This is a genomic window from Frankia sp. KB5 (assembly GCF_002099325.1).
GTDB classification, from domain to species: domain Bacteria; phylum Actinomycetota; class Actinomycetes; order Frankiales; family Frankiaceae; genus Frankia; species Frankia casuarinae.
The window spans coordinates 1-24,775 of sequence record NZ_MRUJ01000195.1; the positions used below are offsets into that span (position 1 = coordinate 1).

The window sequence follows — 24,775 nt, forward strand, 5'->3', positions numbered from 1 at the left end:
AATTCTCATACGAAAGGGTGGCGGCCACGCCGCCCTGGCTGCTCTCGGGATTACCAGGGTAATTTTGCGGAAGTGCTCGACAACTTCGAACCGCACCTTTTGCATGCTGTTCCAGATGACGAAGCTTCCTGGAGTGACAACAATCTTCTTGTCCTCGATGGCAAGCCGTTCAGTCCCAGCGGTAGCGAAGAATATCGCGATATTGTCCTCGCTGGTCCGGCTGATCAGATTTCGACTACGTTCACCCCTGCACGGATCACATGCGATATCCAGCAGCGCGATGTCATCGAACCAGCGACGCTCAATCGAGGCACGGTAGGGTAATCGCCCTGGAGGAACATCAGTGTGGAATGGCGTCACCGCGCTGCCCAGGATCTCCTCCCAGCGTCCAGGACGGTCGCGATGGGGTACATCGACGAGGTCGTACGTCTCGTAGATTCGCATGATGGCCTCCTACCGGGAACCTGGGCCGCCGCGCCCGCAAGCATAAGCAGTGGGAAGACGTGGGGGAAGCCCAGGTAAGTCGCGATAGCGGAATCCACGCTCGTGGTGTACGAATAGCGACCGGCTGGCGACTCGTCGAAGGCGAGGGTCRCACAAGGCTCACCAGGGTGGCCAGGGTGGCCGGTGGGACTCGCAAGGCTTACTGGTGGGACCAGCGTGATCACCGGCCCCACCAACCGACTGGCTACGAGAGGGCGAAGCTGGTCAGGTCAACCGGTATGATCCCGTGCTTCCTGCAGTACTCGTTGTATCGTTCGGCGAACGTATGGGCCTGCTCGATGCCTATGATCTCGTCGCTTGGGCCGAGGAAAGCAATAGCTCCTTCAACCGAGATGAACACCTCGATGCCCTCGTCAGGCTCCACAATGAACGTGTGCCTGCTGTTGGCGACCTCGTACACGAAGTCACCCGGCCCCGACACCCAGGCGTGCTCCGCGTACCGCCATTTCCCTCGAACGGTGTAGACAAGCACGCGGCCATAATGGTCGTGCACACCCAGCGAAGCTCCSCCCGGCGCCCGCAGAAGCATTTGCGTCTCGCTCTTGATCAGATCCACATGAAGGATCTTTAATTCCACCTCGTTCGTGTAAGGCGTGAACGGAACCCAGGGAAGATCATCGACTCCCGTGTACGTTGGAGCGAAATGTTGGAGGGGATTGACCAGTGTCGTCATCTGCATCTCCTCGGGTGGCTGTCGTCGATCCCTGCCTTCGGAATCGTCTGGATCCGGCGGGGAACAGCCGGCTAGGCGAGCGGTAGGGTTTGATTCTGGACCCACCAAAAGATCCGAGATAGAACAGCGGTGACAGATCCCTGAACATACGCGACAAGCGCGGGTGCCACGCGCGCCATTGGGGCGCGGACCGGGGTGCCGATGACACCGCCGGGCAGGATAATCCCCTGATGATGCGGATGTCCGACGACCGTGTGCGAGAACTCACCGCTGCGCTGGAACACGACGAGGGACTGGTGGATCCCACGATCAAGCGTGTCCGGCGCGAGATCCCGGCCTATGAGGTGGTCCCGACCGAGGCGCTGGTGACGAGCATCCACCGCAACGTCGTGCTGGCGTGCCGCACCCTGCGGGCGGGCGTCGTGCCGCCGAGCTCGGAGATCTGGCAGGCCGAGCGCACAACGCTGGAACGGCTCCGGCAGGGCGTGCCGATCGAGGACATCATGGGCGGCTTCCGCATCTGCATAGCGAGTATCCAGGACCGGCTGGTGGATCGCGCCCAGGAGTTCGGGGTCGACCACCCCGAGTCGCTCACCCTCACCTCGCTGCTGTGGAAGCTGAGTGACGTGTTCTCCGCTCGTGCGGCGAGCGCCTACCGTGAGTACGGCCTGTCGCATGCGGTGGCGGACCGAAGGCGCAGGGACGAATGGCTCGCCGGGCTGCTCGCCGRCACCCTGTCTCCGACGCAGATTGAGCAGGGGTGCATCCGCTACCACGTGCGGCGCGACACACGCCTGCGGGCGGTGTGCACTGCCACCCTGTCGGAAGCGGAGCTGGACCARGCCCTCAACCTGATCAACCAGGGGTGCCGGCGCAGCAACATGGTCCTGCTCCTGGTGCCCTCCCAAGGCCGGCTCGTGGGGATCGTGTCGGGGCCGCCACCCGCGGTCCCGGGGCTGCTGGTCGCCGCCGGGCCCGAGGGGCCGCTGGGCCGGGTCGCGGCGTCCTTCTCGGTGGCCAACGACGTATTGGCCGCGGCCCGACTGCGCCACGACGAGGGCGTGCACACCCTCGAGAGCCTCGGCTGGCGGGTGGCCGTGCCGCGTGCGGCGGACGTGACCGCACTGATGCGGGCCCGCTACCTCCAGCCGCTCCGGGACACCGGTGCGTTCGGGGAGGAAGTCGTCGAGTCGCTCCGCTGCTACCTGGCCAATGGCCGTAACATCCCGCGGACCGCCGAGGCGCTGCATGTACACGTCAACACGCTGCGCTACCGACTAGCCCGGTTCGAGGAGCTGACCGGGCGGTCCCTGGACGACACCGACACCCTGGTGGAACTGTCCTGGGCCTTCCATGCGGAGACGGCAGCCCCGCCGGTTTCGTAGCCGCGTACGAAGCGAAGGGCGCCGCGTTGGCATCCCGCCCGTAGCCTTCGATGTGTCGCACGCCACATCCTGTTGGAAATTCGTACCCGTTACCGGGCCCATCAGAGCTCGACGTTCCGAGCTGGTGGTCTCGGCCCCGCCCAACAGGGGAGCAACCCATGACCGCTTCGATGACAGCAACAACCGGCCTCCGGGAGCGGACCAACCACTATCGGCAGCTCCTGGCCGCCTCCGTCGGCAACGCCGTCGAATGGTTCGACTGGTACATCTACTCGATGCTTGCGGTGTACTTCTCCACGCAGTTCTTCCCGGCCAGCCCGGGAGGCAGCCTGGTGCCGCTGATGTCGACCTTAGCGATCTTCGCCGTCGGATTCTTCGCCCGCCCGGTCGGAGCGCTGATCCTCGGGATTCTCGCCGACCGGATCGGCCGCCGCAGGACGCTCAGCACCACGATTATGGGCATGGGCCTGGGCAGTCTCATCATCGGGCTTGCCCCCACCTACAAGCAGGTCGGGGTCGCCGCCCCGGCACTGCTCCTGCTGGCCCGGCTGATCCAGGGTGCCTCCGCGGGGGGCGAGTATGCCGCGGGAAGCGCGTTTCTCATCGAGTCCGCGCCGGCTGGCCGTCGGGGACTGTACTCGAGCTTCTTCTACATCAGTGCGACCTCGGCCAACCTGGCGGCGATCGGGATCAGCGCCTTACTCGCCAGCACGCTGGACTCGCAGAACATGACCAGCTGGGGCTGGAGGATCCCCTTCCTGCTCGGCTCGGTCGCGGCCATGGTCGGCATGTGGATCCGGACGCACGCCAAGGAGACCCTCACCCAGACGGCGGACGAGCCGGCCGGTGCCCGTCGTGCCGACATGTTCGAGTTCCTCCGCCGGCACCCCAGGGAATCCCTCCAGGTGTTCGGGCTGACCGCGGCCCCGGCCCTGGTGTTCTATGTATGGACCGCCTATCTGCCGACGTACGCGAACATCACGGTGGGCTCCAACCTCAAGCACGGCCTGCTCTCCGGTGTCGTCGCGCTGACCATCTTCCTCGCCCTGCAGCCGGTCTTCGGAGCGATCTCGGACCGCGTCGGCAGGCGGCCGATGCTGCTCATCTTCGGCACCTTCTTCGTGGTCGGCACGGTTCCGATGCTGGCCCTACTGGACGGCTCGACCACCAGACTGCTCCTGGTTCAGATCATGGGGCTGGTGTTCCTCGCCTGCTGGTCGTGCATCTCGAGCGCGGTGGTCGCCGAGCTGTTCCCGGCGCGCCTGCGCAGCTCCGGTATCGGGTTCCCCTATGCGCTCTCCGTCGCCCTCTTCGGCGGCACCGGCCCCTACGTCGCCACCTACCTCGTGGACATCGGCCACGCCGCCTCCTTCGGCTGGTACGTCACCGCCGTCGCCCTGGTCAGCACCGTGGTCTTCAGCCGGCTCCCCGAGACCGCGCACCGGCCCCTGCACTGACCGACAGGAGACATCGCCCGCGAGTCCGAGCGTCCGAGCGTCCGAGCGTCCGGATCACGCTGGCAGGGAACGGTGGTGGCTTCCACCGCGGTGGCTTCCACCGCGGTGGAGGGGCTGTCGCATCCCTACAGCCGTCGAAGCGGCCAGAACGGTCACCGCCAGAACGGTCACCGTCAGGAGGCCGCCTGGCCGTCGGCCAGACCCGCGATGGCCGCGCTGACGGCGAGAATCCGGCGCGCGTTGTCGACGTGCAGGTTCTCGATCAGCCGGCCGTCGACGGTCGCCACTCCGCGGCCCTCGCGTAGCGCCTCCTCCCAGACCCGCACGATCTCCGCGGCCTGCGCGACCTGGGCCTCAGTGGGTGAGAACGTGCGGTTACACGTCTCGATCTGGTTGGGGTGGATAAGCGTCTTACCGTCGAAGCCCATCTCGCGGCCCTGGCGGCATTCCGCCGCGAAGCCGTCGGCGTCGCGGATGTCGTTGTAGACACCGTCGAGGATCGCGGTTCCACTCGCGCGCGCGGCCAGCAGACACAGCCCCAGGCCGGTCAGCAGCGGGGCGCGGCCGGGCACGAATTCGGCACGCAGCTCGTTGGCCAGGTCGTTGGTGCCCATCACGAGGACGGTGAGCCGCGGCGACGCCTGGGCGATCTCCTGGGCGCGCAGGATGGCACCAGGTGTCTCCACCATCGCCCATATCATGGTGCGGTCCGGCGCGCCGGCCGCTTCGAGCCCTTTTTCGATCGCGTGGACGTCCGACGGCGACTCGACCTTCGGCACCACGACGGCGTCCGGGCCCACCCGTCCCGCGGCGCGCAGGTCGTCGGCATGCCAGGAGCTGCCGCGGGCGTTGACGCGAACCGTGACCTCCCGGTGGCCGTAGGCGGCATCGGCCACCGCCGCGCAGACCTGCTCCCGGGCGCGCTCCTTGGCGACGGGCGCCACCGCGTCCTCGAGGTCCAGGATGAGCGCGTCGGCCGGCAGATTCCTGGCCTTCTCCATGGCGCGCTCGTTGGCCCCGGGCATGTAGAGGACGGAACGCCGCGGACGGTACGCGGCGGGTGGGCGGCCCGCGGACGGGGAACCCGGGGAACCCGCGGCCGCGGTGCCGGTCATCGTGCCTCCGGCGCGGGTAGTCCGTAGGCCGCCGCGAGCTGCGCGTCCCGGGCGGCGAGGCGAGTGGCGAGAGTGAGGATGACCCGGCACTGCTTCACCGAGGCGTCGTCCTGCATCGTACCGTCCACCATCACGGCACCCGTTCCGTCGCCCATGGCCGCGACGACGCGCTTTGCCCACTCGACATCCGCGGGCTCGGGGCTGAAGACTTTCTTCGCGATGTCGATCTGAACGGGATGCAGTGACCACGCCCCGACACACCCGAGCAGGAACGCGTTGCGGAACTGGTCCTCGCAGGCGAGGACGTCGGCGATGTCACCGAACGGCCCGTAGTACGGCATGATCCCGTTCGCCGCGCAGGCGTCTACCATCCGGGCGAGCGTGTAGTGCCAGGGATCCTGCTGGAACGTGGCTCGGACAGCCGCCGGGTCGTCCGGCCGCGGATCCTGGCGTACCAGGTAGCCGGGGTGCCCACCGCCGACACGGGTTGTCTTCATCCGCCGGTCCGCCGCCAGGTCCGCCGGGCCGAGGGACAGACCCTGCATGCGGGGACTTGCCGCGCAGATCTCCTCGACGTTCGCGACCCCTCGCGCGGTCTCCAGAATCGCGTGGACAAGCACCGGCCGGGACAGGCCGGCCTTCGCCTCCAACTGGGCGAGGAGGCGGTCCACATAGTGGATGTCCTCCGCCCCCTGGACCTTGGGCACCATCACCACGTCGAGATTCTCGCCGATGGCGGGCACGAGCGTGAGCAGGTCGTCGAGCCCCCAGGGTGAGTCGAGGCTGTTCAGGCGGATCCAGAACTGCGTCTCACCGAAGTCCGCGCCGTCGACGATCTTTATCAGGTTCTCCCTGGCAACGATCTTGTTGTCCGCTCGGACCCCGTCCTCGAGGTTCCCGAGCAGCACGTCGACCCGGGGGATGATCTGCGGCAGCTTCGCCGCCATCTTCTCGTTGCTCGGGTCGAAGAAGTGAATCATCCGGGACGGCCGCCACGGGATCTCGCGAGGCGGGGGTGGCGCCCCCACGGCGAGGGGAGCGAAGAAATCCTTGGCGCTGCGCATGTGAAATCTCCCGGGAAGGAACCCTGGCCGGTGCCGGGTGACCGGCTCCCGGCGACCAGCGCGACACTCAGCGTCGACGACGCCCGACTCCGCCGGACTGTATCAGTTTGATGTCCGACACGCTCCCCTGATCATCTCCCGCCCGATCGCGACCGTCGAGGTCATGGTCCAGTCGGCAGGCATTCTCTGCGATCCGGGCGCTCTATTTCTGTTCCATGAGTTCCGCATAAACCACTGCGACAGGAGAATTCCCCGTCGCCATTCCGTCCAGGTCCGCAGTCTGGCTTTCTCCGTGCGGACGTCTTACCCACGCCGTCGGCGTTCGGTGCCTGTTCACGAGCAGCCCCCTCAACCAGCCTCCCCTCAACCAGCCCGATCGGAGACATCGTCTGCGCCCGATACGAAGGGGCATGATGACCTCTGCCATCCCCGGTCCGGCCCGGGCGTCGGCGTTCGCGCTGTTCTCGTCGTCCGCGGGTGCCGGGCTGGCCGGCGGCCCGTCCTCGCCGGTGTCCTGCTCGACCACTTCTGGTGGGACTCGATATTCCTGGTGAACGTGCTGCTCGGCCTGCTCGGAGTCGCGGGCGGCCACGTGAGCCGGCGCCGATGGCTATGATCGCCAGAAAGTCCAGGATGCGGGAARCACAGTCCACAGGCTGGAACGCCGCTGTACGGCCGTCCCGGCGGTTGGCGGCGAGTGGTCGTGTACGTCGGGGAGAACCCGGAGAAGGAGTTCGAGGAGCCGCCATGACCAACGCCGCTCCACCCGCCGCTGCGGTGCCCGGTCTCGCCGCCCGAGCCGGCGCCGTGCGCACCTCGCCAGTGCGGGAGATCCTCGCGCTGACCGCCCACCCGGAGGTGATCTCCTTCGCCGGCGGTCTACCCGCTCCCGAGCTCTTCGACGCCGACGGAATCCGGCGCGCCTACGACCGGGTGCTCACCGAGGAGCCGCGGCGCGTGCTGCAGTACTCCGCCACGGAGGGCGACCCGGACCTGCGCCAGACGGTCGCGGAACGCCTGGCGCGCCGCGGCCTGCCCACCCGAGCGGACGACCTGCTGATCACGACGGGCTCGCAGCAGGCCCTGACGCTGCTGTCGGCGACGCTCGTGGAGCCGGGTGACGCGGTCCTCGTGGAGGATCCGACCTATCTGGCTGCCCTGCAGTGCCTCGGCCTCGCGGGTGCCCGGGTGGTGCCCGTCCCCACCGACGAGCACGGGATCCTCCCCGACCGGTTGGCGGAGACGGTGGCCCGCGAGCGTCCCAGACTGCTCTACCTGGTGCCGACCTTCCAGAACCCCACCGGTCGGACGCTGTCCGCGGCGCGCCGCGCGGCCGTCGCCCGGGTGGCCGCGGAGCAGGGCCTGTGGATCGTCGAGGACGACCCCTACGGTGAGCTGCGCTTCCAGGGCACGCGGGAGCCGTGGATCGCGTCGTTCGCCGACGCCGCCGACCGCACCGTCCTGCTCGGCAGCTTCTCCAAGATCATAGCCCCAGGGATGCGACTGGGCTGGCTGCGGGCCCCGGCCATGCTGCGGCGGGCCTGCGTGATCGCCAAGCAGGCCGCGGACCTGCACACCTCCACGGTCGATCAGGCCGCCGCCGCCCGGTATCTGGCCGACGCCGACCCCGACCTGCACATTGCTCGGATGTGCGCCGCCTACCGCGAACGCCGCGACGCGCTCCTCGACGGGCTCGCCTGGGCGCTGCCGCCCGGGAGCAGCTGGAACCGGCCCGAGGGCGGCATGTTCGTCTGGGCCCGCCTCCCCGATGGTCACGACGCCACCGCCCTGCTGCCCGGCGTGGTGGAGCACGACGTGGCCTACGTTCCCGGTGCTCCTTTTTTCGCGGGGCCGCCGGACCCCGCGACGCTGCGCCTGTCCTTCACCACGCACCCGCCGGTGGAGATCACGAAGGGGTTGACGCGGCTGGCACGGGCGTTCGGAGTATGACCGTCATCCCTGACCGGGTGCCGGTGCCGGCCCGACACGAGTCGGCGGAGATCGACGAAACGGCGGGGACCGACGAAACGATAGAGACCGCCGCAAAGGCGCTTAGGCGAACACGTCCTGTAGCCAGTCGGTCCAGGCCTGGGTGGTCTTCGCCTGGTCGGCGCCGGGGGCGAACAGGTGCAGGGCGATGCCGATCGGGGCGCCGAAGGCGTTGCGGCCGAAGAAGCGGTACAGCCCGTCGCCGGTCCGCAGGCCGAGGAAGTGGGGATGCAGGTAGTCGACCACGGCGTCCAGCGGGTCGATGCCCGGGAGGGTGACGCGCACCGCGTCGCCCTGGCCGACCTCGTCGGCGACGCCGAGCTCGCGGCGCAGCCGGACGAACGCGTCCGGCGCGGTCGAGGACGCCGGCGCGTCGGCCGCGACGTAGGTCACCGGCCGGCGACTGAAGTACCGCAGGTACTGGCCGAGCGTGTGCAGGTAGAAGTCGGTGTGCTGGCTGGCGCCGTCGTACTGGTTCTCCCAGTCGTCGACGAAGATCCCGCTGTGGACGTAGCGGAAGGAGGTCGTGCCGCCGTCCCGGCCCTCGATCACATGTTCCAGCTGGTTGAGCCAGCCATCCGCACCCTCCACCCGGGTGACGAGGTGGTGCGGCGGATCCCAGACGGTGACCGTGCCCCCGAAGGGCGCGGCGCCACCCTGGCGGGGCTCGAACTCCATCGGCCACAGCCATCCGCCGTTACCGGTGGTCACGGCGTCCCAGTACTCCTCCGGGGAGGTGGGCAGCACGCCCTCGCGGCGGATCTCGAACCCACGGGACATCTCTAGTTCTCCTTGGTTGCGGTGGGGCCATCGGTTCCGGTGGGACCGGCTGCGCTGGTAAGGCCGGCTGCGCTGGTGGGACCGTCGATGCCAGTGGGACCGGCGGTGCCGAGGCCGAGGATGCCCTCTCCCGCCTCGGATCCCGCATTGGACCCGACAGCCACCCGCTCGGGCCGCGTGACGCTCGGGTGCAGGGCGACGACGAAACGGTGGGAGCGCCCGCCCGCAGCGGTGGTGTCGTGGTACCTGCCGACGAGGGCGGCAACCGTCTTCCCGAGCTCCGCGGCGAACGCGGCGCGGTCCGCGGCGGAGGCGAACCGGATCTCGCTGTCGATCGCGAACGTCGCCAGCCGCTGCCGGGCGGCGGTGGCACCGGTGAGGAGGTCGCCGATCTCCCGCACCAGCCGGGCACCGAGCGCGAGCAGCCATCGGGCAGAGCGCTGATCCGGCGACCGGCCGGGATCCGGGGCGACCGCCGGCAACGCGGTCGGCGAGATCACATAGGAGGCCGCCGTCGCCCGTAATACGCGCTCGGTGCAGTTGCCCCTTCTGCGTTCCTCGACGAGTTCGACCAGCCCGTGACGCTCCAGGGCCCGCAGGTGGTAATTGACCCGCTGACGTGACAGCCCCACGGGAGTGGCCAGGGTGCTGGCCGAACCCGGCTCCGCGAGCGCGGCCAGCAACCTCGCCCGGACCGGGTCGAGCGCGGCCCCCGCGGCGGCCGGGTCATCGATCACTGCGACCTCCAACATGCGCCTCATCGTCCTGCCGAAAATTTTCCTTGTCAAGGAGGACAATCATGTCGGAGCAGATCCGGAGCAGATCCGGAGCAGATCCGGAGCAGGCCCGAAGCAGGCCCGAAGCAGGTACGGAACGACCGTCGCGCCCCTCCGCGAGTCATCGCCCGAATGGCGGGGCGTAGGTTCGTCCTGAAATGCCACCCGGGCTCGCGGAGGTCGGGACAGCCCCGTCTCGGGCCTGAAGCCCGTCCGTGCGGGCCAGGACCAGTCCAGCCCGCGGTCACGAGAGACAGGACGCAAGAACCGATGTCGACCTTCGGGCCGGACTCCTCCGTACCATCCACGCCACCATCCACGCCCCACCCGACCGGACTACCGGACGGGCGCGACGGCCGCCCGTCGACGTCGGCGGAAAACCGGCCCGCGCCGCGGCGCGCCCGGCCGGCCCCGCGCCGGCTGCGGGTCGTCCGCGTCACCCCGCTCACCGGGGACATGGTGACGGTGACGCTCGGTGGGCCGGCGCTGGCCGGATTCGCGCTGCCCCGGGCCGCGCAGCACGTGAAGATCTTCCTGCCGGCCGACGGGCAGACCGAACCGACCGTTCCGAGCTGGGGGCCGGACGGACGACCCGTCTTCCCGGCGGGTACGCCCCGCCCGATCGTGCGGACCTACACCCCGCGCCGGTTCGACGCTGAGGCCCTCGAACTGGACATCGAGATGCTCCTGCACGGCGAGGGTCCGGCCGGGCGGTGGGCGGGTACCGCTCGGCCCGGTGACCATCTCGCCATCGCCGGACCGGGGGGTGGATACGAGGTGCGGACGTCGGCCGCGCATCACCTGCTCGCCGCCGACGAGACCGGCCTGCCCGCGCTGGCGACGGTGCTGGAACGGCTGCCCGCTCGGGTACCGGTGACCGTGGTGGCGGAGGTTCGCGACGCCGGCCGCCGACGGGCTCTCCCGGTCACCCCCGCGACGACCGTCACCTGGCTGCACCGTGACGGCGGGGTTCCCGGCACGCTGCTGGCCGAGGCCGTCGAGGCCGTACCCCTGCCCGCCGGCACCGCGGCCTGGGTGGCCTGCGAGGCCACGGCGGTACGCCGGATCCGCCGTCACCTGCTCGCCGCGGGGCTGGACCGCGCCGACCTGTCGACCCGCGGCTACTGGCGGCTGGGTGCGGCGGACCATCCCGATCATGACTACGGGGAGGGCGAGGCGGCGGATGTCACCCGTGGCGGCGAGGGACGGATCGATCGGCTGCGCCGCACCCTCGGGCCGCTGAAGCAGCGTGCCGAAACCACCGCGCGCGGCCTCGGGGCGACCGTGAAGGCCCGCGCCGTCGAGCGCCGGCGGTGACCGGGTCGGCACCGGCTTCGACCACCCGATCCTCGACCACCCGATCGTGGGCGCGGCATTTCGGTGGGACGCGTCCCAGGGCCCTCGCCCGCCAAACTCGCTCTCCAAACAACCCGTAGCCGATGCAACCGGGCTCCGTCACGGCGGACAACCCGACCGCATGGCAGGCTGGTCGCGTACCAGCGCACACCGCCCGACCACGGGGATCCACCGCGCCACGGCATTCCGACAAGCCGTCGCACGGACAAGGCGACGAACGGACCGGACGACGGCGGCTCGGGGACGACCCGTCGGGGAATGACGGCACGGTGGCGGGTGGACCCGGTACGCGAATGGTGCCCGTTGGCGAAGAGGGGCCATGACGGAGGACAGCGCGAGACCCGTTGCCGGGCCTCCCATCGTCGGGGAATCCGGGTCGGTGAATCTGCCGGCTCCCCGGGTGACCGCGCTACCCCGGCGGTTCCCGGCGCCCGGCGCCCACCGTGATCCGCTCCGGCTCCCACACCTGGTCGGCCCGCCCCCCGGTTCGACCCCGCCCCTCCTGGACGCGCCCAGCGTTCCCACGGGCCTTCGGGAGTGCGCCGGGTGCGGCGCGCCCGTGGCCCGGCCGGGCCACGACGAGCAGGACGAGCAGGACGAGAGCGTCGCCCTGGAAGGCAGCTGCGCGGGATGCGGCCACCGCTACTCGTTCACCGTCAAGCTGCGACCGGGCGAACGGGTCGGCCGCTACACCGTGCACGGCGTCATCGCGCACGGTGGGCTCGGCTGGGTGTATGCCGCGACCGACGACAACCTCGGCGGCGACGGCGTGCGGGCCTGGGTGGTGCTCAAGGGCCTGCTCGACGCGGCGAACCCGGAGGCGCGTCGGATCGCCGAGGGAGAGCGGCGCATTCTGACCACGGTGTCCCATCCGGGCATCGTCAAGATCCTCGACTATGTCACCCACCATGGCGAGGACTACATCGTCATGGAGTACGTGCCGGGGGTGTCCCTGGCCGGCCTGGCCGAGGTCGGGGTGGCGGGACCGGACGGGCGGTCGGCTCCGCCGTCGGCCGCCGACGTGATCCGCTACCTGCTGCGGGTGCTTCCGGCCCTCGGGCATCTGCATCGCCTCGGGCTGGTCTACTGCGACCTGAAACCGGAAAACGTGATGGTCACCGCCGAGGAYGTCAAACTGATCGACCTCGGCGGGGCGCGCCGGCTCGACGACCGCGTGTCGGGATACCTGTCCACGCCCGGCTACCGGGCCCCCGAACTCGACGACGACGGGGAACGCCCGGCGGGCATCGCGCGCACCGCGCCCACGGTCACCACCGACATCTTCGCCGTCGCCCGGACCCTGGCCCGTCTCGTCCTCGGCCGGTTCCCGGGCTTCCTCGGCGCCTACCGGCACGCCCTGCCGCCGCGCCGGGCCCATGCCCCGTTGCGGGACTTCGAATCCCTGGACCGGCTCCTGCGCCGAGCCACCGCGACCGATCCCGACCAGCGCTTCCAGAGCACCACGGAGCTCGCCGACGAACTGGTGGGGGTGCTCTACGAGATCGTGGCCAGAACGGAGGGGCCGGTCCCCCCGTTGGCCAGCCGGTGGTTCGACGCCGTCGGGCACCCCACCGGGGAGGCGGGGCCCGCCGGGACCCCCGCATGGTGGGAGGTCCTCCCCGATCTGCGGATCGACCAGGACGATCCATGGGCGCCCGGACTGACCGCCGGTTCGGACGAGGAACCGGCCTCCCTGGCCACCCGGCTGGCGGCGATCGTCCCGAGGACCACCGAGGTGCGGCTGTCCCTGGCCCGCGCCCAGATCCGGGCCGGGCAGCTCCATGAGGCGGCGGGCACCCTGGACGACGCGGCCGTGGAGCAGCCGCGGGAATGGCGGGTCGACTGGTACCGGGGCCTACATGCCCTCGTCGGAGGACGACCGGCCGTGGCCGCCGCGGCGTTCGACCGGGTCTACTCCCGGGTCCCCGGGGAGCTCGCTCCGCGCCTCGCCCTCGCGACCGCACTCGCGGACGTGGCGACCACCGCGGACACCGCGGACACCGCGGACACCGCGGACACCGCGGACACCGCGGACACCGCGCCTGAACGTGACGCGGCCCGGCACCGGGCCGCGGCCCTGTTCGACGTCGTCTCCACCATCGATCCGAGCACGACCAGCGCGGCGTTCGGGCTGGCCCGATGCCGGACCGATCCGACTGACAAGATCGACGCTTATCTACGGGTCCCTCCGTCGTCCGCCGCCTACACCGCGTCGCGGATCCGCATGATCGGGGTGCTCGTCGGCCTGGCCGCCCGACCAGACCGCGCGGCCTCGGGATCGGCGGCCCTGCATCGGGCGGCGACGATACTGGCCGATCCAAGGCTCGACCTGGGCGAACGACGCCGGGCCGAACTGCACCGTGACCTGTTCACCGCCGCCTTGGCCCTCGTCATGACCTACCCGGCCGCCTACCCGGCCGCGGATGCGCCCCGGCCACCGACCCTGCTCAGTCGGGTCATGGTGGAACGGGACCTCCGCTTCGGGCTGGCCGAGACCTACCGGGAGATGGCCCGGTTGGCCGGTGACCGGGCGAGCCGGGTCCGCCTCGTCGACCAGGCGAACCGCATCCGGCCCCGCACGCTGCTCTGACGGTGGCTTCCTTGCTCATAGGCACTGAGCTGTGGAGCTCGGCGATATCACCTCCGAAGGTATCCAGCGAACCCTGGCCACCAACCATCTCGCGCCGTACCTGCTGCTGCGCTCGCTGATCGGCCCCATGAGTGACCGGCCAGCGCGCTTCGTCGTGGTCGGCGGCTCACCGGCTCCCGCATCACGGTGAACGGCGCTCATCCGGGCATTATCAGCAAGACGGACTCGGCCGAGATTCCCGCGGCGCACTGCGGGTGTTCAGCGCGATGCTCGATCCGTTCAGGCCTGGCCCCGACGTCGGTGCCGATACGCCGGCATGGCTCGCGACCAGTCCCGAAATCAATGGTGTCAGCGGGCGTTTCTTCGTCCGGCACGAGACGGTCATAACCGCATCGCACACCACCGACGTCGCGCGCTGCAACCAGCTCTGGGACGCCGGCGCACGGCTTGTCGGTCTACCGTCCGAACTGTGACAACCATCGGGGCTCGGGCACCAGGGCTCGGGTGCGCGTCATTCATCATGAATCACCGGTTTCGATCTCGTGGCTCGCCCGGCCCGCCAGCTCACGGCCCGGTCAGGGACGGCCACCGTCGAGCAGCGGGGGGCGGCCGGGTACGCGTAGGCCCGGTCGCAGCCACTCGTCATACAGGCGGGACCAGGTTCCGTCGAGCATGATCTCGCGAAGCACGCCGTTGACGAACGCGACGAACTCGTCGTCTCCCGCCGTGTCCCCGGTGATCGGCATGGCGATACCGTAGGGCTCGTCGAGCCGGCCGCCGGCTTCGAAGTCCGCGCCGAAGGCGCTCGGCCCGAGCACCGTCGTGTAGGGGTCCTGGGCGGCCAGTCCGGCGAGGAGGACATCGTCGCCGGCGATCGCGTCGACGTCACCGTGCTGGAGCGCGACCAGGCAGTCCGCGAGGCGGGCCCGGGTCACCGGTCGGGGTCCCGGCGCCGGCAGCCGCGCCAGCTTCTCGCTGGACGTGCTCCCCGCCGACGAGCAGACCGGCCGTCCGACGAGATCGGCGATACCGCGGAACCCGGCGTTCTCCCGAACCAGCAACCGCAGGGTCGACTCGTAGTACACGTCGGAGAACCGGACCTGCCGCTTGCGCTCGCAGGTGATGGTCATGGTAGCCACGAGCATGTCGACCATGCCGGAACGGAGCAGGTCCTCCCGCTCGGAGGTGGTGACGGCACGGAACTGGACATGATCGTCGACCCGCTCGGCGCCGAAGATGGCCGCTGCGACCGCGCGGGCTATGCCGACGTCGAAACCCTCCAGTCGCAGGGTGCGCCAGTTCATCAACCCGGCCGGGGGCGCGTCGGTAGCGATGCCCACGCGCAGGTAGCCGCGGTCCCGCGCGATCGCGCGCATGCGGCTGCCCACCGGCATCCGGCCGGGGGGAGGCATCGGGGTGAGGGGTGGTTCGCTCGACCGGAGCGGTCTGCCATCCCGGCGACAGGTTCCATCCGGGTTGGCCGATTCCGCCGACGCCCGCGTGGGCTCGGCGTCCGGCACCGGTGATGGCGGCATCGGGGCGGCCTCCAGCGGAAGGGGGCTACGGGCGGTACTGCAGCCCGTACCGCCCACGAGGACCATGCAGCCAACGAGGATCCCCCCAAGCAGCGGGCCCACTGCCCCCGTCGGGATGGAAGGGTGCCGGCGGGTGGTCCGCCCGGTCCGGCGCCCGGTCCGACCGGGCGGGCTCACAGGTACTCCCGGAGCCGGGGCCACATCCCCGCCGCGGCCGCGACGATCGCGGTGAGGACGAGTGCCGGGCCGGCCAGCTCGAGATCGCGCAACGCCGCGGCGGCCCGGCGGACATCTCCTTCGAACCTGCCCCGGGCGGCGTCGATCGCGACGTCGAGCTTGCCGAGGAAGCTGGTGAACGCCGTCGTGCCCGGCCCGAGGGTCCGGGTCACCGCCTGTCCGAACGTGTCGGAGGAACGCGGGTCCCCGACGGAGGAGCCGGCGTCTCCCGGTCCTCGCGCGGCCGCGACGACCGAGTCCGGTGACGAGGCCAGCAGAGCCACCACCGAGGCCCGGCTACGCAGCCAGGAGCGCAGATCGCTCTCGAGTCCCGCCGGTATCCCGGCCCCCCCGCGCGCGTCGAGGGCGACGACGAGTGAACCACGACGGGTGACCGGTTCGGGCGGTAGGCGGTCACCGGTCACGTCGAAGCCGAGGCCTCGGGTCACCCAGGCGAAGTGCTCGTCGAAACGGGTGCCGTTGCCGAGCGCCGTCAGCGAGAGGTTCTCATCGACCCGTGCCTCCAGAGCCAGGGTCTTCGATCGGGCGAGCAGGCTCATCGGTCGATACCCGGAGTCCTGCGCGGTGTCAAGACGGGTCTGCTGGGTCCCGAAGGCGACCGCGGTCCAGGTGACCGTGGCCAGGATGCACCCGGTGCCGAGCAGCAGGCCCGGGTTGACCAGTCGGTTCGTGCGTCGGACCAGAAGCAGCTGGACGCCGACGAGCGCGATGATCGCGAGGGCGGCCGTGATCACGATCGCCCATTCCCCCCGTGAGCCGGTGGCCTGCTGGTAGGCGGTGTCCACCGCGTCGGCGTACCRGGCGACGAGCACCTCGGTCGCCGGAAGGATCTCCGTGCGCATCATCGTCGAGGCGGCCCGCAGGTTGGCCTCGCCGACGGACAGCCCCGCCCGGTTGTTCGCCCGGGCCCGTTCGACCATCCCGTTGTAGACGGGAATGCCGCCGGCAAGCACGTCCAGGGGGCACGACGAGGCRATCCGCCCGGACGACGGCCGGGTCCCTGCGCCGTCGGGTCCGGGTGGCGGCGCCGCGGGGTCGGACCAGGGCGGGTCCGCGGCGCACAGGGCCGGGTCTAGTCGGCGCAGGTCCAGGACGTCACGGGCGGCATCGGCGACACTCGCCTCGAACAGCCCACCGTTCTTGATCCGATCATAGCGCTGCCGCAGCTCGGCGGCGGACTCTCCCCTGCCGACGAGAAGCTCGACGGGCGCGAAGACCTCCGCCGCCGCGGCGGCATCCGCCTGGGAGAGGGCGGCYCGCAGCTCCTGAGCCGTGGCGAGCGCTCGGCCGTGCCGACTCACCAGACCGTCGGTCGCGTCCAGCCGATGAGTGACCACTCCGTGCAGCGTCAACCCGAACAACGCGAGCGCGACCACGAGAAACGCCAGCAGCCCGACGAGCCGGACACCCGCGTCGCATCGCGCCGCGATGCCCAGCACGGCCCGCGCGAGCCGCGTGCCCCACCGCGCTCGCGGGCCGCCCGGGCCACCGGGCTCCCCACCGCCACGGCGACGACGCGCGGTCGCTCGGCGACCGGCCGGGGAGGCTCCCCCACTCTGCGTGGGCGGCAGCGACGTTACAGCCGTCACAGCAACTAAGCGTACGCGCTTCACCCCGATCCGATTACTCTAAGCAACGACGAGGGGCTCGTATCGCCGGAACCGGCGGGAACGTTCCTCGGCGCGCAGCAGGTCCAGCCAGCGAGCCTGCATAGCCGCCAGGCTGCCCGCCGCACCGATCCGCACCGATCCGCACCGGGGTCTCGCAGCTGTGGATCAACCCACCCGCCCCGCTCGACCAGCGTCGTCAGTCGGCGCGCGACGGGCAGCCGACGCATGACGACCATGTGATCACGCAGGAGGCCGGCCTCGTCGCGGACGTCCGCGACGGCGAGGTACACGTCCGGCGCCAGCCGCCGGTTGAGGGCCACCTCGGTCTGGCAGGCGTCTTCCCGTGCCTGTCGCCGTCGCAGGTCCACGGATCCGACCACGACGGGTTTGGGCATCTTCAGGACCCGCGGGGGTCCGGCGGCGGTGTCGTCAGCAGTGCCCTGCCGGGACGGACCAGCCGATCCGCCGGATGTCACGCCCGGCTGGCCGTTCGGCCCTTACCGAGTGGGCCGAACGGCCATGCCGAGTATGCGGGCGGCGACGATCACGACCCGCTGCCCTCCCCGGGCCGGCAGACCCGCCGGGGTCAGGCCTCGCGGAGGGACTCCAGGAAGAGCAGGGTCCGCGCGGCGACGCTGCGACGCCCCGGACCCGTCAGCACGTCGTGGCCGCCCGGGACGACCACGAGCTCCGCCCGGGACGCGGTGCGCGTCGTCATCCGGATCAGGGGTAGCGGGCTGACCTCGTCCTGCGCACCGTGGATGAGCAGGATCGGGAGGTCGGGCAGGGCACGCGRCAACGGTTCCTCGATGGCCACCCCCGCGACGGGAACCTGCAGGAGCGGCAGGCCGACCATGATCACACCGTCGGGACGTACCGCGGGGGAGGCGGCCATCGCCAGCGCCGCGAGGGCCCCCGTGTCGGAACCGAGGAGGACGAACGGGACACCCGGCACCCGGTTCTCGGCCACCGCGGGCACCCGGCGGCCACCGTCGGGAACGACGGTCACCAGGTAGCCGTCCAGCGCGAGCCGATCGGCGAGCAGGTGGAACGGGCCGGCCTGCTCACCGCGCCCGAGCAGCACCGCGACCACGGCACGCACGTATTCCCCGGGTGCCCCTCCGGAGGCGGGAGAGGCCGCCGGGAGCCGACGCGTCGACGGAACCGGGGTCGCGGCCGGGACGGCGGTGGACGCCGGAGAGACGATGGGTGCGATGGGTGCGATGGGTGTCGCGGCCGGCCTGCCTGCGGTCGGCACGACGGAGTTGCCCCGCTGCGGACCGACGATGGTGCGGGCGCGGGACTGCCTGCCCGCCGCGGACGAGGTGGGCGAGGTGGGCGAGGTGGGCGAGGCCATCCGTGGATCATCGACGGACAACTGAGTGGTCGGCGACGGCATCGGCGCCAGATCTCCTTCGGACGAAACGGATCGTCGCGGCAGACGGGCCGGACGTGCCGCGTGCGCGGCGTCGAGGCGACATCAATCGTTGATCTCGCCTCGGAGACTCGGTGAGGATTTGAGGACGCGGTGAGGGTTTGAGGACGCGGAGAAGGCTTGAGGACGCGGTGAAAGCTCGCGGACGCGGAGAAGGCTTGAAGAGTGGGAGAGGGAAGGTGTCCGGCCCGCCGATGATCGGTCCGACGGCCCGGCGACCGGAGGGACACGCGGCTGCCGCACGTCGCCTGCCGGCGAACGTCAGGAGCTCATCGGGCTGCGGAGGATGCCGGACCGCTGGCCGCCCGCGGCCGGGACGGATCGCTCGGCTCGGGACCGCCGGCAGGCTCGGGACCGCCGGCAGATCAGCGACAACGTCGCCAGGACGACGGCGACGGGAGGATCTCGGACTGGCGTCGATCGGGCCGGAGCACGTCCACGAACATGTCTACTACCCTGCGTAGCGGGAAGGGAAGCCGTCAAGCCGTTCACGGCGTGTCGTACATCACTCCACGACACGCCGACCAGACGCTGACGTGACGTCGACCGAAAGGTGTCCGGTCGGCCGGACCGGCGGCAAGGTCAGCTGGGAAGCCGGCCGCGAAGCCGGTGACCGGACCTCGTGGCCCCCGCCCCGAAACACCGGAAAACGACGACAAGGGCACCGCCGGAGGCGCTGCCCTTGTCATGATCCGTACACATTTTTCGCGCACGTTTGATGATCAACTATCTCGGCTCTCCGGGCACGGTCCTGTGCCTCGGGGAACCAGCCCGCACGGTCAGGCCGCCGCCGCGCCCTTGGCCTTCACGAAACGGGCGGCCACGTCGGCCCAGTTGACGACGTTCCACAGGGCCGCCACGTAGTCGACCTTGACGTTCTTGTACTGCAGGTACCAGGCATGCTCCCAGGCGTCGAACACGAGCAGCGGGGTGTTGCCCACGCCGACGTTGCCCTGGTGGTCGTACACCTGCTCGATGAGCAGACGTTGCGCGGTGGCGTCGTAGGCCAGGACGCCCCACCCGGAACCCTGCACCGTGGTGGTCACCGCGTTCAGTTGCGCCTTGAAGGCGTCGAAGGAACCGAAGTCGGCGGCGATGGCCTCACCGAGCGCACCGTCCGGCTTGTCCCCGCCGTCCGGCGAGAGGTTCTCCCAGTAGATCGAGTGGAGAATATGCCCGGAAAGGTTGAAGGCGAGCGTCTTCTCCAGGCCCACGATGGCACCGAAGTCGCCCTTGTCGCGCGCCTCGGCGATCTTCTCAAGGGTGTCATTGGCACCCTTGACGTAGGTCGCGTGGTGCTTGTCGTGGTGCAGTTCGACTATCTGCCCGATAATGGACGGTTCCAGAGCACCGTAGTCGTAGTTCAGGTCCGGCAGCGTGTACGTCGCCACTAGCGCACGATCCTTTCCATTCATAAGGAATTCATCCGAGGAGTCCCCGCGTGGAGCTCTCGGAGGTCAGATGGGCGGTGCGGTGGAGCCGGCGGCCACCCGGGGCGGAGGAGGCGGACAGAACCTGGCGATGCTCATCGGCTCGCCCCTCCCCTCTCCCGCGGCACCGCCTCAACGGCACCCTGTGGACGGTCGGCTTCGCTGCTGYGATCCTCCGCGCGATCCCCCCGACTGGACACTATCGCCAGTCGGATGGGTCCTGCATGGCGAGACCCGACACCATGACACTCAAAGGATCGGCCCGTTYACATCGCCAACAACGGTGCGTAACGACGAGGAAACGAAAACGGGATTACTCCGCCATTCATCGCCACCATCCACTACCTTCCGCTACTCCTCATGGATCTGTTGGGCGAGGTAATGGGCCRCACCAAGCTGGGAGATCAGCTCCAGCTGGGCGTCGAGCCAGTCGATGTGCTCCTCCTCGGAGACGAGGATCCGCTCGAGGAGCACGGCCGATCCGACGTCGCCCCGCTCCCGGCAGAGTGCGACCCCCCGGCGCAGCAGGTCAACCGCCTCGAACTCCCCGGACCGGTCCACCTCGAGCTGCTCGGGCACCRTCTCCCCGATACGCAGCGTGTGCAGACGCTGCAAGTTCGGCAGACCGCCGAGATACAGCACCCGCTCGATGAGCTGATCCGCGTGCTTCATCTCGTCGATCGACTCGTGATAATAGTGCTCGGCGATCCGTCGATATCCCCAGTTACGTTGCATACGACTGTGCAGAAAATACTGGTTGACGGTCGTGAGCTCGTTCGTCAGCACGCTGTTCAGAAGTTCGATGATTTCCGCGTCACCACGCGTCACCATATAACCTCCACCTCCCGTCGGGCATCGCCGGCCGGACGTCGTTCGTCATCACACCGAGGGAGTRCCCCGTCCCACGCCGCTTGATCGACCCGTCGTGGCGCCTCAACCAGCGGCGATGACCTCCGACGGTCCGCGCGAGCCGACGGGCGGAACCTCCAGCGGACAGCACATCACACGGATACGGATTTCGCAGCGAACCTGAACCCGGACCCCTCACATCCGCATGAACGTAAGTGCAGGTAAGTTTTACTGTAGGATAGAAATCCCGCACAGAGGAAGCGTGYGGGCAGCGTGCGACGAACCGTCATAATCATGGCGTCATTCCCCCGCAGCGACTTCGCCCGACCAGACGAGCCCCTGCCGGCACGCTGCCGGCAGTCGGTTCAGTGCCGGTCGGTGCCGGTCCCGGCGRCCGGCGTCTCACCACATTGGACGACGACGAATCCCCCCCGACCGGAGTACTCGATCTGCGCGAGCTCCCCCGAACTACGCCCCACGAGGTTGCCTATCTTGAACGAGGAGACCACCCGGGTACGCACGCCCGCCGTCCAGGCGACCGCGGCATCCCGGTCGACGCAGACCGGCTCGTCCGTCGACAACACCAGGGGAGCGCCCAGGCACAGCACGGCGACGCCGCCGCTGCCGGAAACCTCGGTGTTGAAGATCCCACCGGCGATCATGGCGCCGATGCCGCCGGACGTCGTGGTGACCTTGTAGCGGATGCCGGACTCCAGCGCGAGCAGACTGCGGCCGTTGACCGTCAGGCTGTCGTTGTCGAGCGTGAAGACCGAGATGTGGCTTCCGGACTCGGCGAACCAGACGGTTCCGTGGCCGGCCACCCTCATCAGGTCCTGGCCCTCACCAGTCACCGCCCGCCGCAGGAATCCACCGACTCCCTGGCCCTTGTAGGCGAAGTCGACGCGGCCGCGATAGGCCACCATGGATCCCTGCTTGGCGTACATCTCGCCGCCGTCGAGGCGTACCCGCAGCATGCGATCGCCCTCTTCCAGGGCGAACGGGGGGCCCGCGGCGGGGCCCCCCGCGAAGGTGGCGAGTGGCTGGCTCATGGCCTCCATTCAACGCCCATCCATACCCGTTCGGGCCACACCGGTAGGAATACCGACGGGAATAAGGCGGGTAGACCGGCAGCCGCCCGTCAGGACCGGCACCCGTCCGTCAGAGCAGCATCAGCAGCATCGCGCCGGCCATGACCAGCCGGGACGCGGCCGATGTCGCCGGCGGCGGGTGGGTCACCCAGCCCGGCCTGACCCTGCGGACCAGCGGGCCACCGACAGCAGCCACCACCGCCGCAGCGAAGATCACCGCGAACCAGTCGGTCAGATTCGTCAGACCGGTCGAATCATCGACCGGCCACCTGCCCGCCCGGGCCATGCACGCCATCGCCAAGCCCTCGATGACGAGCATCGAGCAACAGGACCACCGCGACGGCTCGCAGGTCGGGTCCGTCAGGACAAGGAGGAAGAAGACKCCGGCCAGCGCCAGATAGGCGACGGCGAACACCACCGACGACGTCATCCAGCGTGGGCCGACGAACATGACGGCCATTCCCGCGGCCACCACCGTGTGCCCGATCTCGACCGGTGGGTACACGGCCCTCCGCCGGGCTCGCGCAAGCGCGCCGGCAAGACGTCCGGCGTGGAACATCGCCAGCAACGCGCAGACGGCCGCGGCAACGACGGCCACCGCCTGCGGTGGGGCCAGTGCGTGCGCCGCTGCCGGGTGGTGGTGTGTCACCGATCCGACGGCCCCCGCCGACCCCACCCGGTGACACCCCGATCCGCGGGCTCCCGTCCAGTTACGGCACGTCGCACGTCAGCTCACGCCCAGGGCAAGTTCGGCATCGACCAGTGCGGTGATGCTGCCGGCACGGGCCTCGTCGATGATGGCCTGGAGCTGTTCGACGCTCATCTGGATCCGCTGGCCGAAGTCGTCGGTCAGCACGATGCGCCGCTCCGCCGGAGCTTCGTGGTCGACGAAGAGCTCCGGGCAACCACAGTTGCATTTTCCGCAGAAGGTCAAAATGTGACGCCCATGAGTAGATCCGGACATGTCGCCTCCCGGGGTAGCGGACCAATCAGGAATATCAGTCTAAGATCCTCTCAGGGAAACGTCTGCGCGTTTACCGGATTCCGGGGGCACGGACACGGGGCGCAGTCAGGGGGCACGGTCAGGGGCCGGGGGACCCCCGGCGGAGTCGTCCGGCAGCCCACCCACGCCACCGCCGCCGGACGCGCCACCGCCGGACGCGCCAAAGGCCCCGGGCCCCATGTGGGGATACACGTGGTCGGCAGGCGGAGCGAGATTCTCCTTGATCACCCGTGGGCTGACCCAGCGCAGCAGGTTCTGCGCGGAACCGGCCTTGTCGTTGGTACCGGAACGGCGAGCGCCGCCGAACGGCTGCCTGCCGACCACGGCCCCGGTCGGCTTGTCATTGACGTAGAAGTTGCCGGCCGCGAAGCGCAGCACGTGTTCGGCGCGAGCGATCGCCGAGCGGTCGGTCGCGACGACGGCACCGGTGAGCGCGTAGGACGAGGTCCGATCGATCAGTGTCAGCACGTCGTCCCAGGCACCTGGCCGGTTGTCGTCGTAGACGTGAACCGACAGGATCGGGCCGAACAGCTCGCGGGTGAACCACTCCCGCCCGGGATCGGTGCCGAGCAGCACCGTCGGCCGGACGAACCAGCCGACAGCGTCGTCGCACTGTGCCCCGGCGAGAACGGTGACGGTCGAATCGCTGGCAGCGCGGGTGCACGCGGCGGCCAGGCGATCGTAGGCGCGCGCGTCGATGACCGCACCGGTGAAATGGTCGAAGTCGCTGACGTCCCCCACCGACAGTGCCTCGGTCGCGGCGGCGAGTTCGGCGTCCAGGCGCCGCCACAGGCTTGCGGGCAGGTACGCCCGGGAGGCCGCCGAGCATTTCTGGCCGCTGTACTCGAAGGACCCCCGCAGCAGCGCGGTACGCAGCACGTCGACGTCGGCCGAGGGATGCGCCACCACGAAGTCCTTGCCACCGGTCTCCCCGACGATCCGCGGATAGGAACGGTAGCCGTCCAGATTCTCGCCGACCGCCCGCCACAGCCGGGCGAAGACGGCGGGAGAACCGGTGAAATGAACGCCGGCCAGATCCGGGTCGGAGAACACCACGTCGCTGACCGGTTCACCCGAACCGCCGACGAGGTTGATGACGCCGGGCGGCAACCCCGCCGATTCCAGCAGCCGCATCAGGAAATGTGCGGCGAACGCCTGCGTGGGAGCCGGCTTCCAGACGACAGTGTTCCCCATCAACGCCGGCGCGGTCGCCAGGTTCCCGGCGATGGCGGTGAAGTTGAACGGACTGACCGCGTAGACGAATCCCTCCAGTGGACGCAGATCCAACCGGTTCCATTCCCCGATCCCGCTGGCCGGCACGTCGGCCAGCAACTCGGCGGCGAACATCACGTTGAACCGCCAGAAGTCGATCAGCTCGCAGGCGGCGTCGATCTCCGCCTGTTGGCAGGTCTTCGACTGGCCCAGCATGGTGGCCGCGTTCAGCGTGTCCCGCCACGGGCCGGCGAGCGCCTCCGCGGCGCGCAGGAGCACCGCGGCCCGTCCCGCGAAACCCAGATCCCGCCAGCCGGGGGCGGCCTTCTTCGCCGCGGCGACCGCCGCGGCCGCGTCCGCGTGGGTGCTCTCTCGCAGCGTTCCGAGCACCCGCCGGTATGCATGAGGCTGCACGACGTCGCGGGCCGGGCCGCCGCCGAGATGCTGGTGTCCCCCGATCGTGTTAGTCAGCTCGATGTGCTCACCGCCCAGCCGGAGCAGGGCCCGCCGCAGACTGGCACGTTCCGGGCTACCCGGGGCGTAGGAACGGGTCGGTTCGTTACGCGCGACCGGAACCGTCACCGGTCCGGTCGCCACGCGCTCTGCTTCGTCCCGTCGCACGCTCCGTCCCCCGTCCAACCAGCCCGCGTCCCAGGCCCGCCCATAATCCCAGGCCCGCCGCGTCCC

23 protein-coding genes and 1 pseudogene are annotated in these 24,775 nt (G+C 69.9%); 8 read left to right on the forward strand and 16 right to left on the reverse strand.

Annotation, left to right across the window (positions count from 1 at the left end):
* Both KBI5_RS17855 and KBI5_RS17860 read right to left on the reverse strand, forming a co-directional pair.
* Positions 1-444, reverse strand: a pseudogene (locus tag KBI5_RS17855) (hypothetical protein); the annotation flags it as partial.
* A gap of 244 nt (positions 445-688) precedes the next feature.
* A complete protein-coding gene (locus KBI5_RS17860) occupies positions 689-1,177 on the reverse strand; it encodes a 2,4'-dihydroxyacetophenone dioxygenase family protein (protein WP_011437188.1) in 489 nt (162 codons plus the stop codon).
* Positions 1,178-1,416: 239 nt separating this feature from the next.
* Here KBI5_RS17860 and KBI5_RS17865 point away from each other — a divergent pair, with 239 nt between their 5' ends.
* Positions 1,417-2,562: a helix-turn-helix domain-containing protein gene (locus KBI5_RS17865; protein ID WP_085015899.1), complete on the forward strand. Its 1,146-nt coding sequence runs from the start codon at positions 1,417-1,419 to the stop codon at positions 2,560-2,562.
* A 170-nt stretch (positions 2,563-2,732) separates the two neighbouring features.
* Positions 2,733-4,019 carry an MFS transporter gene (locus KBI5_RS17870; RefSeq protein WP_035941473.1) on the forward strand — a complete coding sequence of 429 codons (1,287 nt, stop codon included), beginning with the start codon at positions 2,733-2,735 and terminating at the stop codon, positions 4,017-4,019.
* A gap of 173 nt (positions 4,020-4,192) precedes the next feature.
* Here the strand turns inward: KBI5_RS17870 and KBI5_RS17875 are convergent, their stop codons facing one another.
* Together KBI5_RS17875 and KBI5_RS17880 are read right to left on the reverse strand one after the other, a co-directional pair.
* A complete protein-coding gene (locus KBI5_RS17875; protein WP_083494779.1) occupies positions 4,193-5,134 on the reverse strand; it encodes a CoA ester lyase in 942 nt (313 codons plus the stop codon).
* A complete protein-coding gene (locus KBI5_RS17880) occupies positions 5,131-6,198 on the reverse strand; it encodes a CoA ester lyase (protein WP_011437192.1) in 1,068 nt (355 codons plus the stop codon). Before KBI5_RS17880 ends, KBI5_RS17875 begins: the two co-directional genes overlap by 4 nt.
* Positions 6,199-6,945: 747 nt before the next feature.
* Between KBI5_RS17880 and KBI5_RS17885 the strand changes: the two genes are divergently transcribed.
* Positions 6,946-8,148 carry a PLP-dependent aminotransferase family protein gene (locus KBI5_RS17885; protein ID WP_011437194.1) on the forward strand — a complete coding sequence of 401 codons (1,203 nt, stop codon included), beginning with the start codon at positions 6,946-6,948 and terminating at the stop codon, positions 8,146-8,148.
* Between the two features lie 102 nt (positions 8,149-8,250).
* On the opposite strand, the gene KBI5_RS17890 is transcribed toward KBI5_RS17885, so the two are convergent.
* Positions 8,251-8,967 (reverse strand): ATPase, encoded by a 717-nt coding sequence (locus KBI5_RS17890; RefSeq protein WP_043590910.1) that lies wholly within the window; start codon positions 8,965-8,967, stop codon positions 8,251-8,253.
* 2 nt (positions 8,968-8,969) lie between these two features.
* Complete coding sequence (locus tag KBI5_RS17895) at positions 8,970-9,719, reverse strand: helix-turn-helix domain-containing protein (protein ID WP_085015900.1); 750 nt, start codon at positions 9,717-9,719, stop codon at positions 8,970-8,972.
* A 294-nt stretch (positions 9,720-10,013) separates the two neighbouring features.
* On the opposite strand from KBI5_RS17895, the gene KBI5_RS17900 reads away from it, so the two are divergent.
* From KBI5_RS17900 to KBI5_RS17910, 4 genes are all read left to right on the forward strand, one after another.
* Positions 10,014-11,060 carry a siderophore-interacting protein gene (locus tag KBI5_RS17900; protein ID WP_011437197.1) on the forward strand — a complete coding sequence of 349 codons (1,047 nt, stop codon included), beginning with the start codon at positions 10,014-10,016 and terminating at the stop codon, positions 11,058-11,060.
* 358 nt (positions 11,061-11,418) lie between these two features.
* Positions 11,419-13,689, forward strand: a complete 2,271-nt coding sequence (locus KBI5_RS17905; protein ID WP_240724093.1) for a serine/threonine-protein kinase — start codon at positions 11,419-11,421, stop codon at positions 13,687-13,689.
* Between the two features lie 31 nt (positions 13,690-13,720).
* Positions 13,721-13,879, forward strand: a complete 159-nt coding sequence (locus KBI5_RS26465) for a hypothetical protein (RefSeq protein WP_023840756.1) — start codon at positions 13,721-13,723, stop codon at positions 13,877-13,879.
* A 76-nt stretch (positions 13,880-13,955) separates the two neighbouring features.
* Positions 13,956-14,162 (forward strand): hypothetical protein, encoded by a 207-nt coding sequence (locus KBI5_RS17910; RefSeq protein ID WP_023840757.1) that lies wholly within the window; start codon positions 13,956-13,958, stop codon positions 14,160-14,162.
* Positions 14,163-14,264: 102 nt separating this feature from the next.
* Here KBI5_RS17910 and KBI5_RS17915 read toward each other — a convergent pair whose 3' ends face one another.
* From KBI5_RS17915 to KBI5_RS17930, 4 genes are all read right to left on the reverse strand, one after another.
* A complete protein-coding gene (locus tag KBI5_RS17915; protein WP_232235038.1) occupies positions 14,265-15,065 on the reverse strand; it encodes a glutamate ABC transporter substrate-binding protein in 801 nt (266 codons plus the stop codon).
* A gap of 332 nt (positions 15,066-15,397) precedes the next feature.
* A complete protein-coding gene (locus tag KBI5_RS17920) occupies positions 15,398-17,050 on the reverse strand; it encodes a hypothetical protein (protein WP_241882999.1) in 1,653 nt (550 codons plus the stop codon).
* A gap of 20 nt (positions 17,051-17,070) precedes the next feature.
* The gene (locus tag KBI5_RS28790) at positions 17,071-17,466 is read right to left on the reverse strand and encodes a hypothetical protein (RefSeq protein ID WP_011437202.1); all 396 of its coding nucleotides are present in this window, start codon (positions 17,464-17,466) and stop codon (positions 17,071-17,073) included.
* A gap of 191 nt (positions 17,467-17,657) precedes the next feature.
* Positions 17,658-18,164, reverse strand: a complete 507-nt coding sequence (locus KBI5_RS17930; protein ID WP_241883000.1) for an alpha/beta hydrolase — start codon at positions 18,162-18,164, stop codon at positions 17,658-17,660.
* 121 nt (positions 18,165-18,285) lie between these two features.
* Here KBI5_RS17930 and KBI5_RS26470 point away from each other — a divergent pair, with 121 nt between their 5' ends.
* Positions 18,286-18,453, forward strand: coding sequence for a hypothetical protein (locus KBI5_RS26470; RefSeq protein WP_157902543.1), 168 nt, complete (start codon positions 18,286-18,288; stop codon positions 18,451-18,453).
* 832 nt (positions 18,454-19,285) lie between these two features.
* Here the strand turns inward: KBI5_RS26470 and KBI5_RS17940 are convergent.
* The 6 genes from KBI5_RS17940 to pruA form a co-directional block, all read right to left on the reverse strand.
* A complete protein-coding gene (locus tag KBI5_RS17940) occupies positions 19,286-19,897 on the reverse strand; it encodes a superoxide dismutase (protein ID WP_011437204.1) in 612 nt (203 codons plus the stop codon).
* A 390-nt stretch (positions 19,898-20,287) separates the two neighbouring features.
* On the reverse strand, positions 20,288-20,767 hold the full coding sequence (gene bfr, locus KBI5_RS17945) for a bacterioferritin (RefSeq protein WP_085015905.1): 480 nt from the start codon (positions 20,765-20,767) through the stop codon (positions 20,288-20,290).
* Between the two features lie 383 nt (positions 20,768-21,150).
* Positions 21,151-21,843, reverse strand: coding sequence for an AIM24 family protein (locus KBI5_RS17950; protein WP_085015906.1), 693 nt, complete (start codon positions 21,841-21,843; stop codon positions 21,151-21,153).
* Positions 21,844-21,943: 100 nt separating this feature from the next.
* A complete protein-coding gene (locus tag KBI5_RS17955) occupies positions 21,944-22,522 on the reverse strand; it encodes a DUF5134 domain-containing protein (RefSeq protein ID WP_108913494.1) in 579 nt (192 codons plus the stop codon).
* Between the two features lie 78 nt (positions 22,523-22,600).
* A complete protein-coding gene (locus tag KBI5_RS28795) occupies positions 22,601-22,837 on the reverse strand; it encodes a hypothetical protein (protein ID WP_011437208.1) in 237 nt (78 codons plus the stop codon).
* A 105-nt stretch (positions 22,838-22,942) separates the two neighbouring features.
* Complete coding sequence (gene pruA / locus KBI5_RS17965; protein ID WP_035731945.1) at positions 22,943-24,670, reverse strand: L-glutamate gamma-semialdehyde dehydrogenase; 1,728 nt, start codon at positions 24,668-24,670, stop codon at positions 22,943-22,945.
* Between the last annotated feature and the right edge of the window lie 105 nt (positions 24,671-24,775).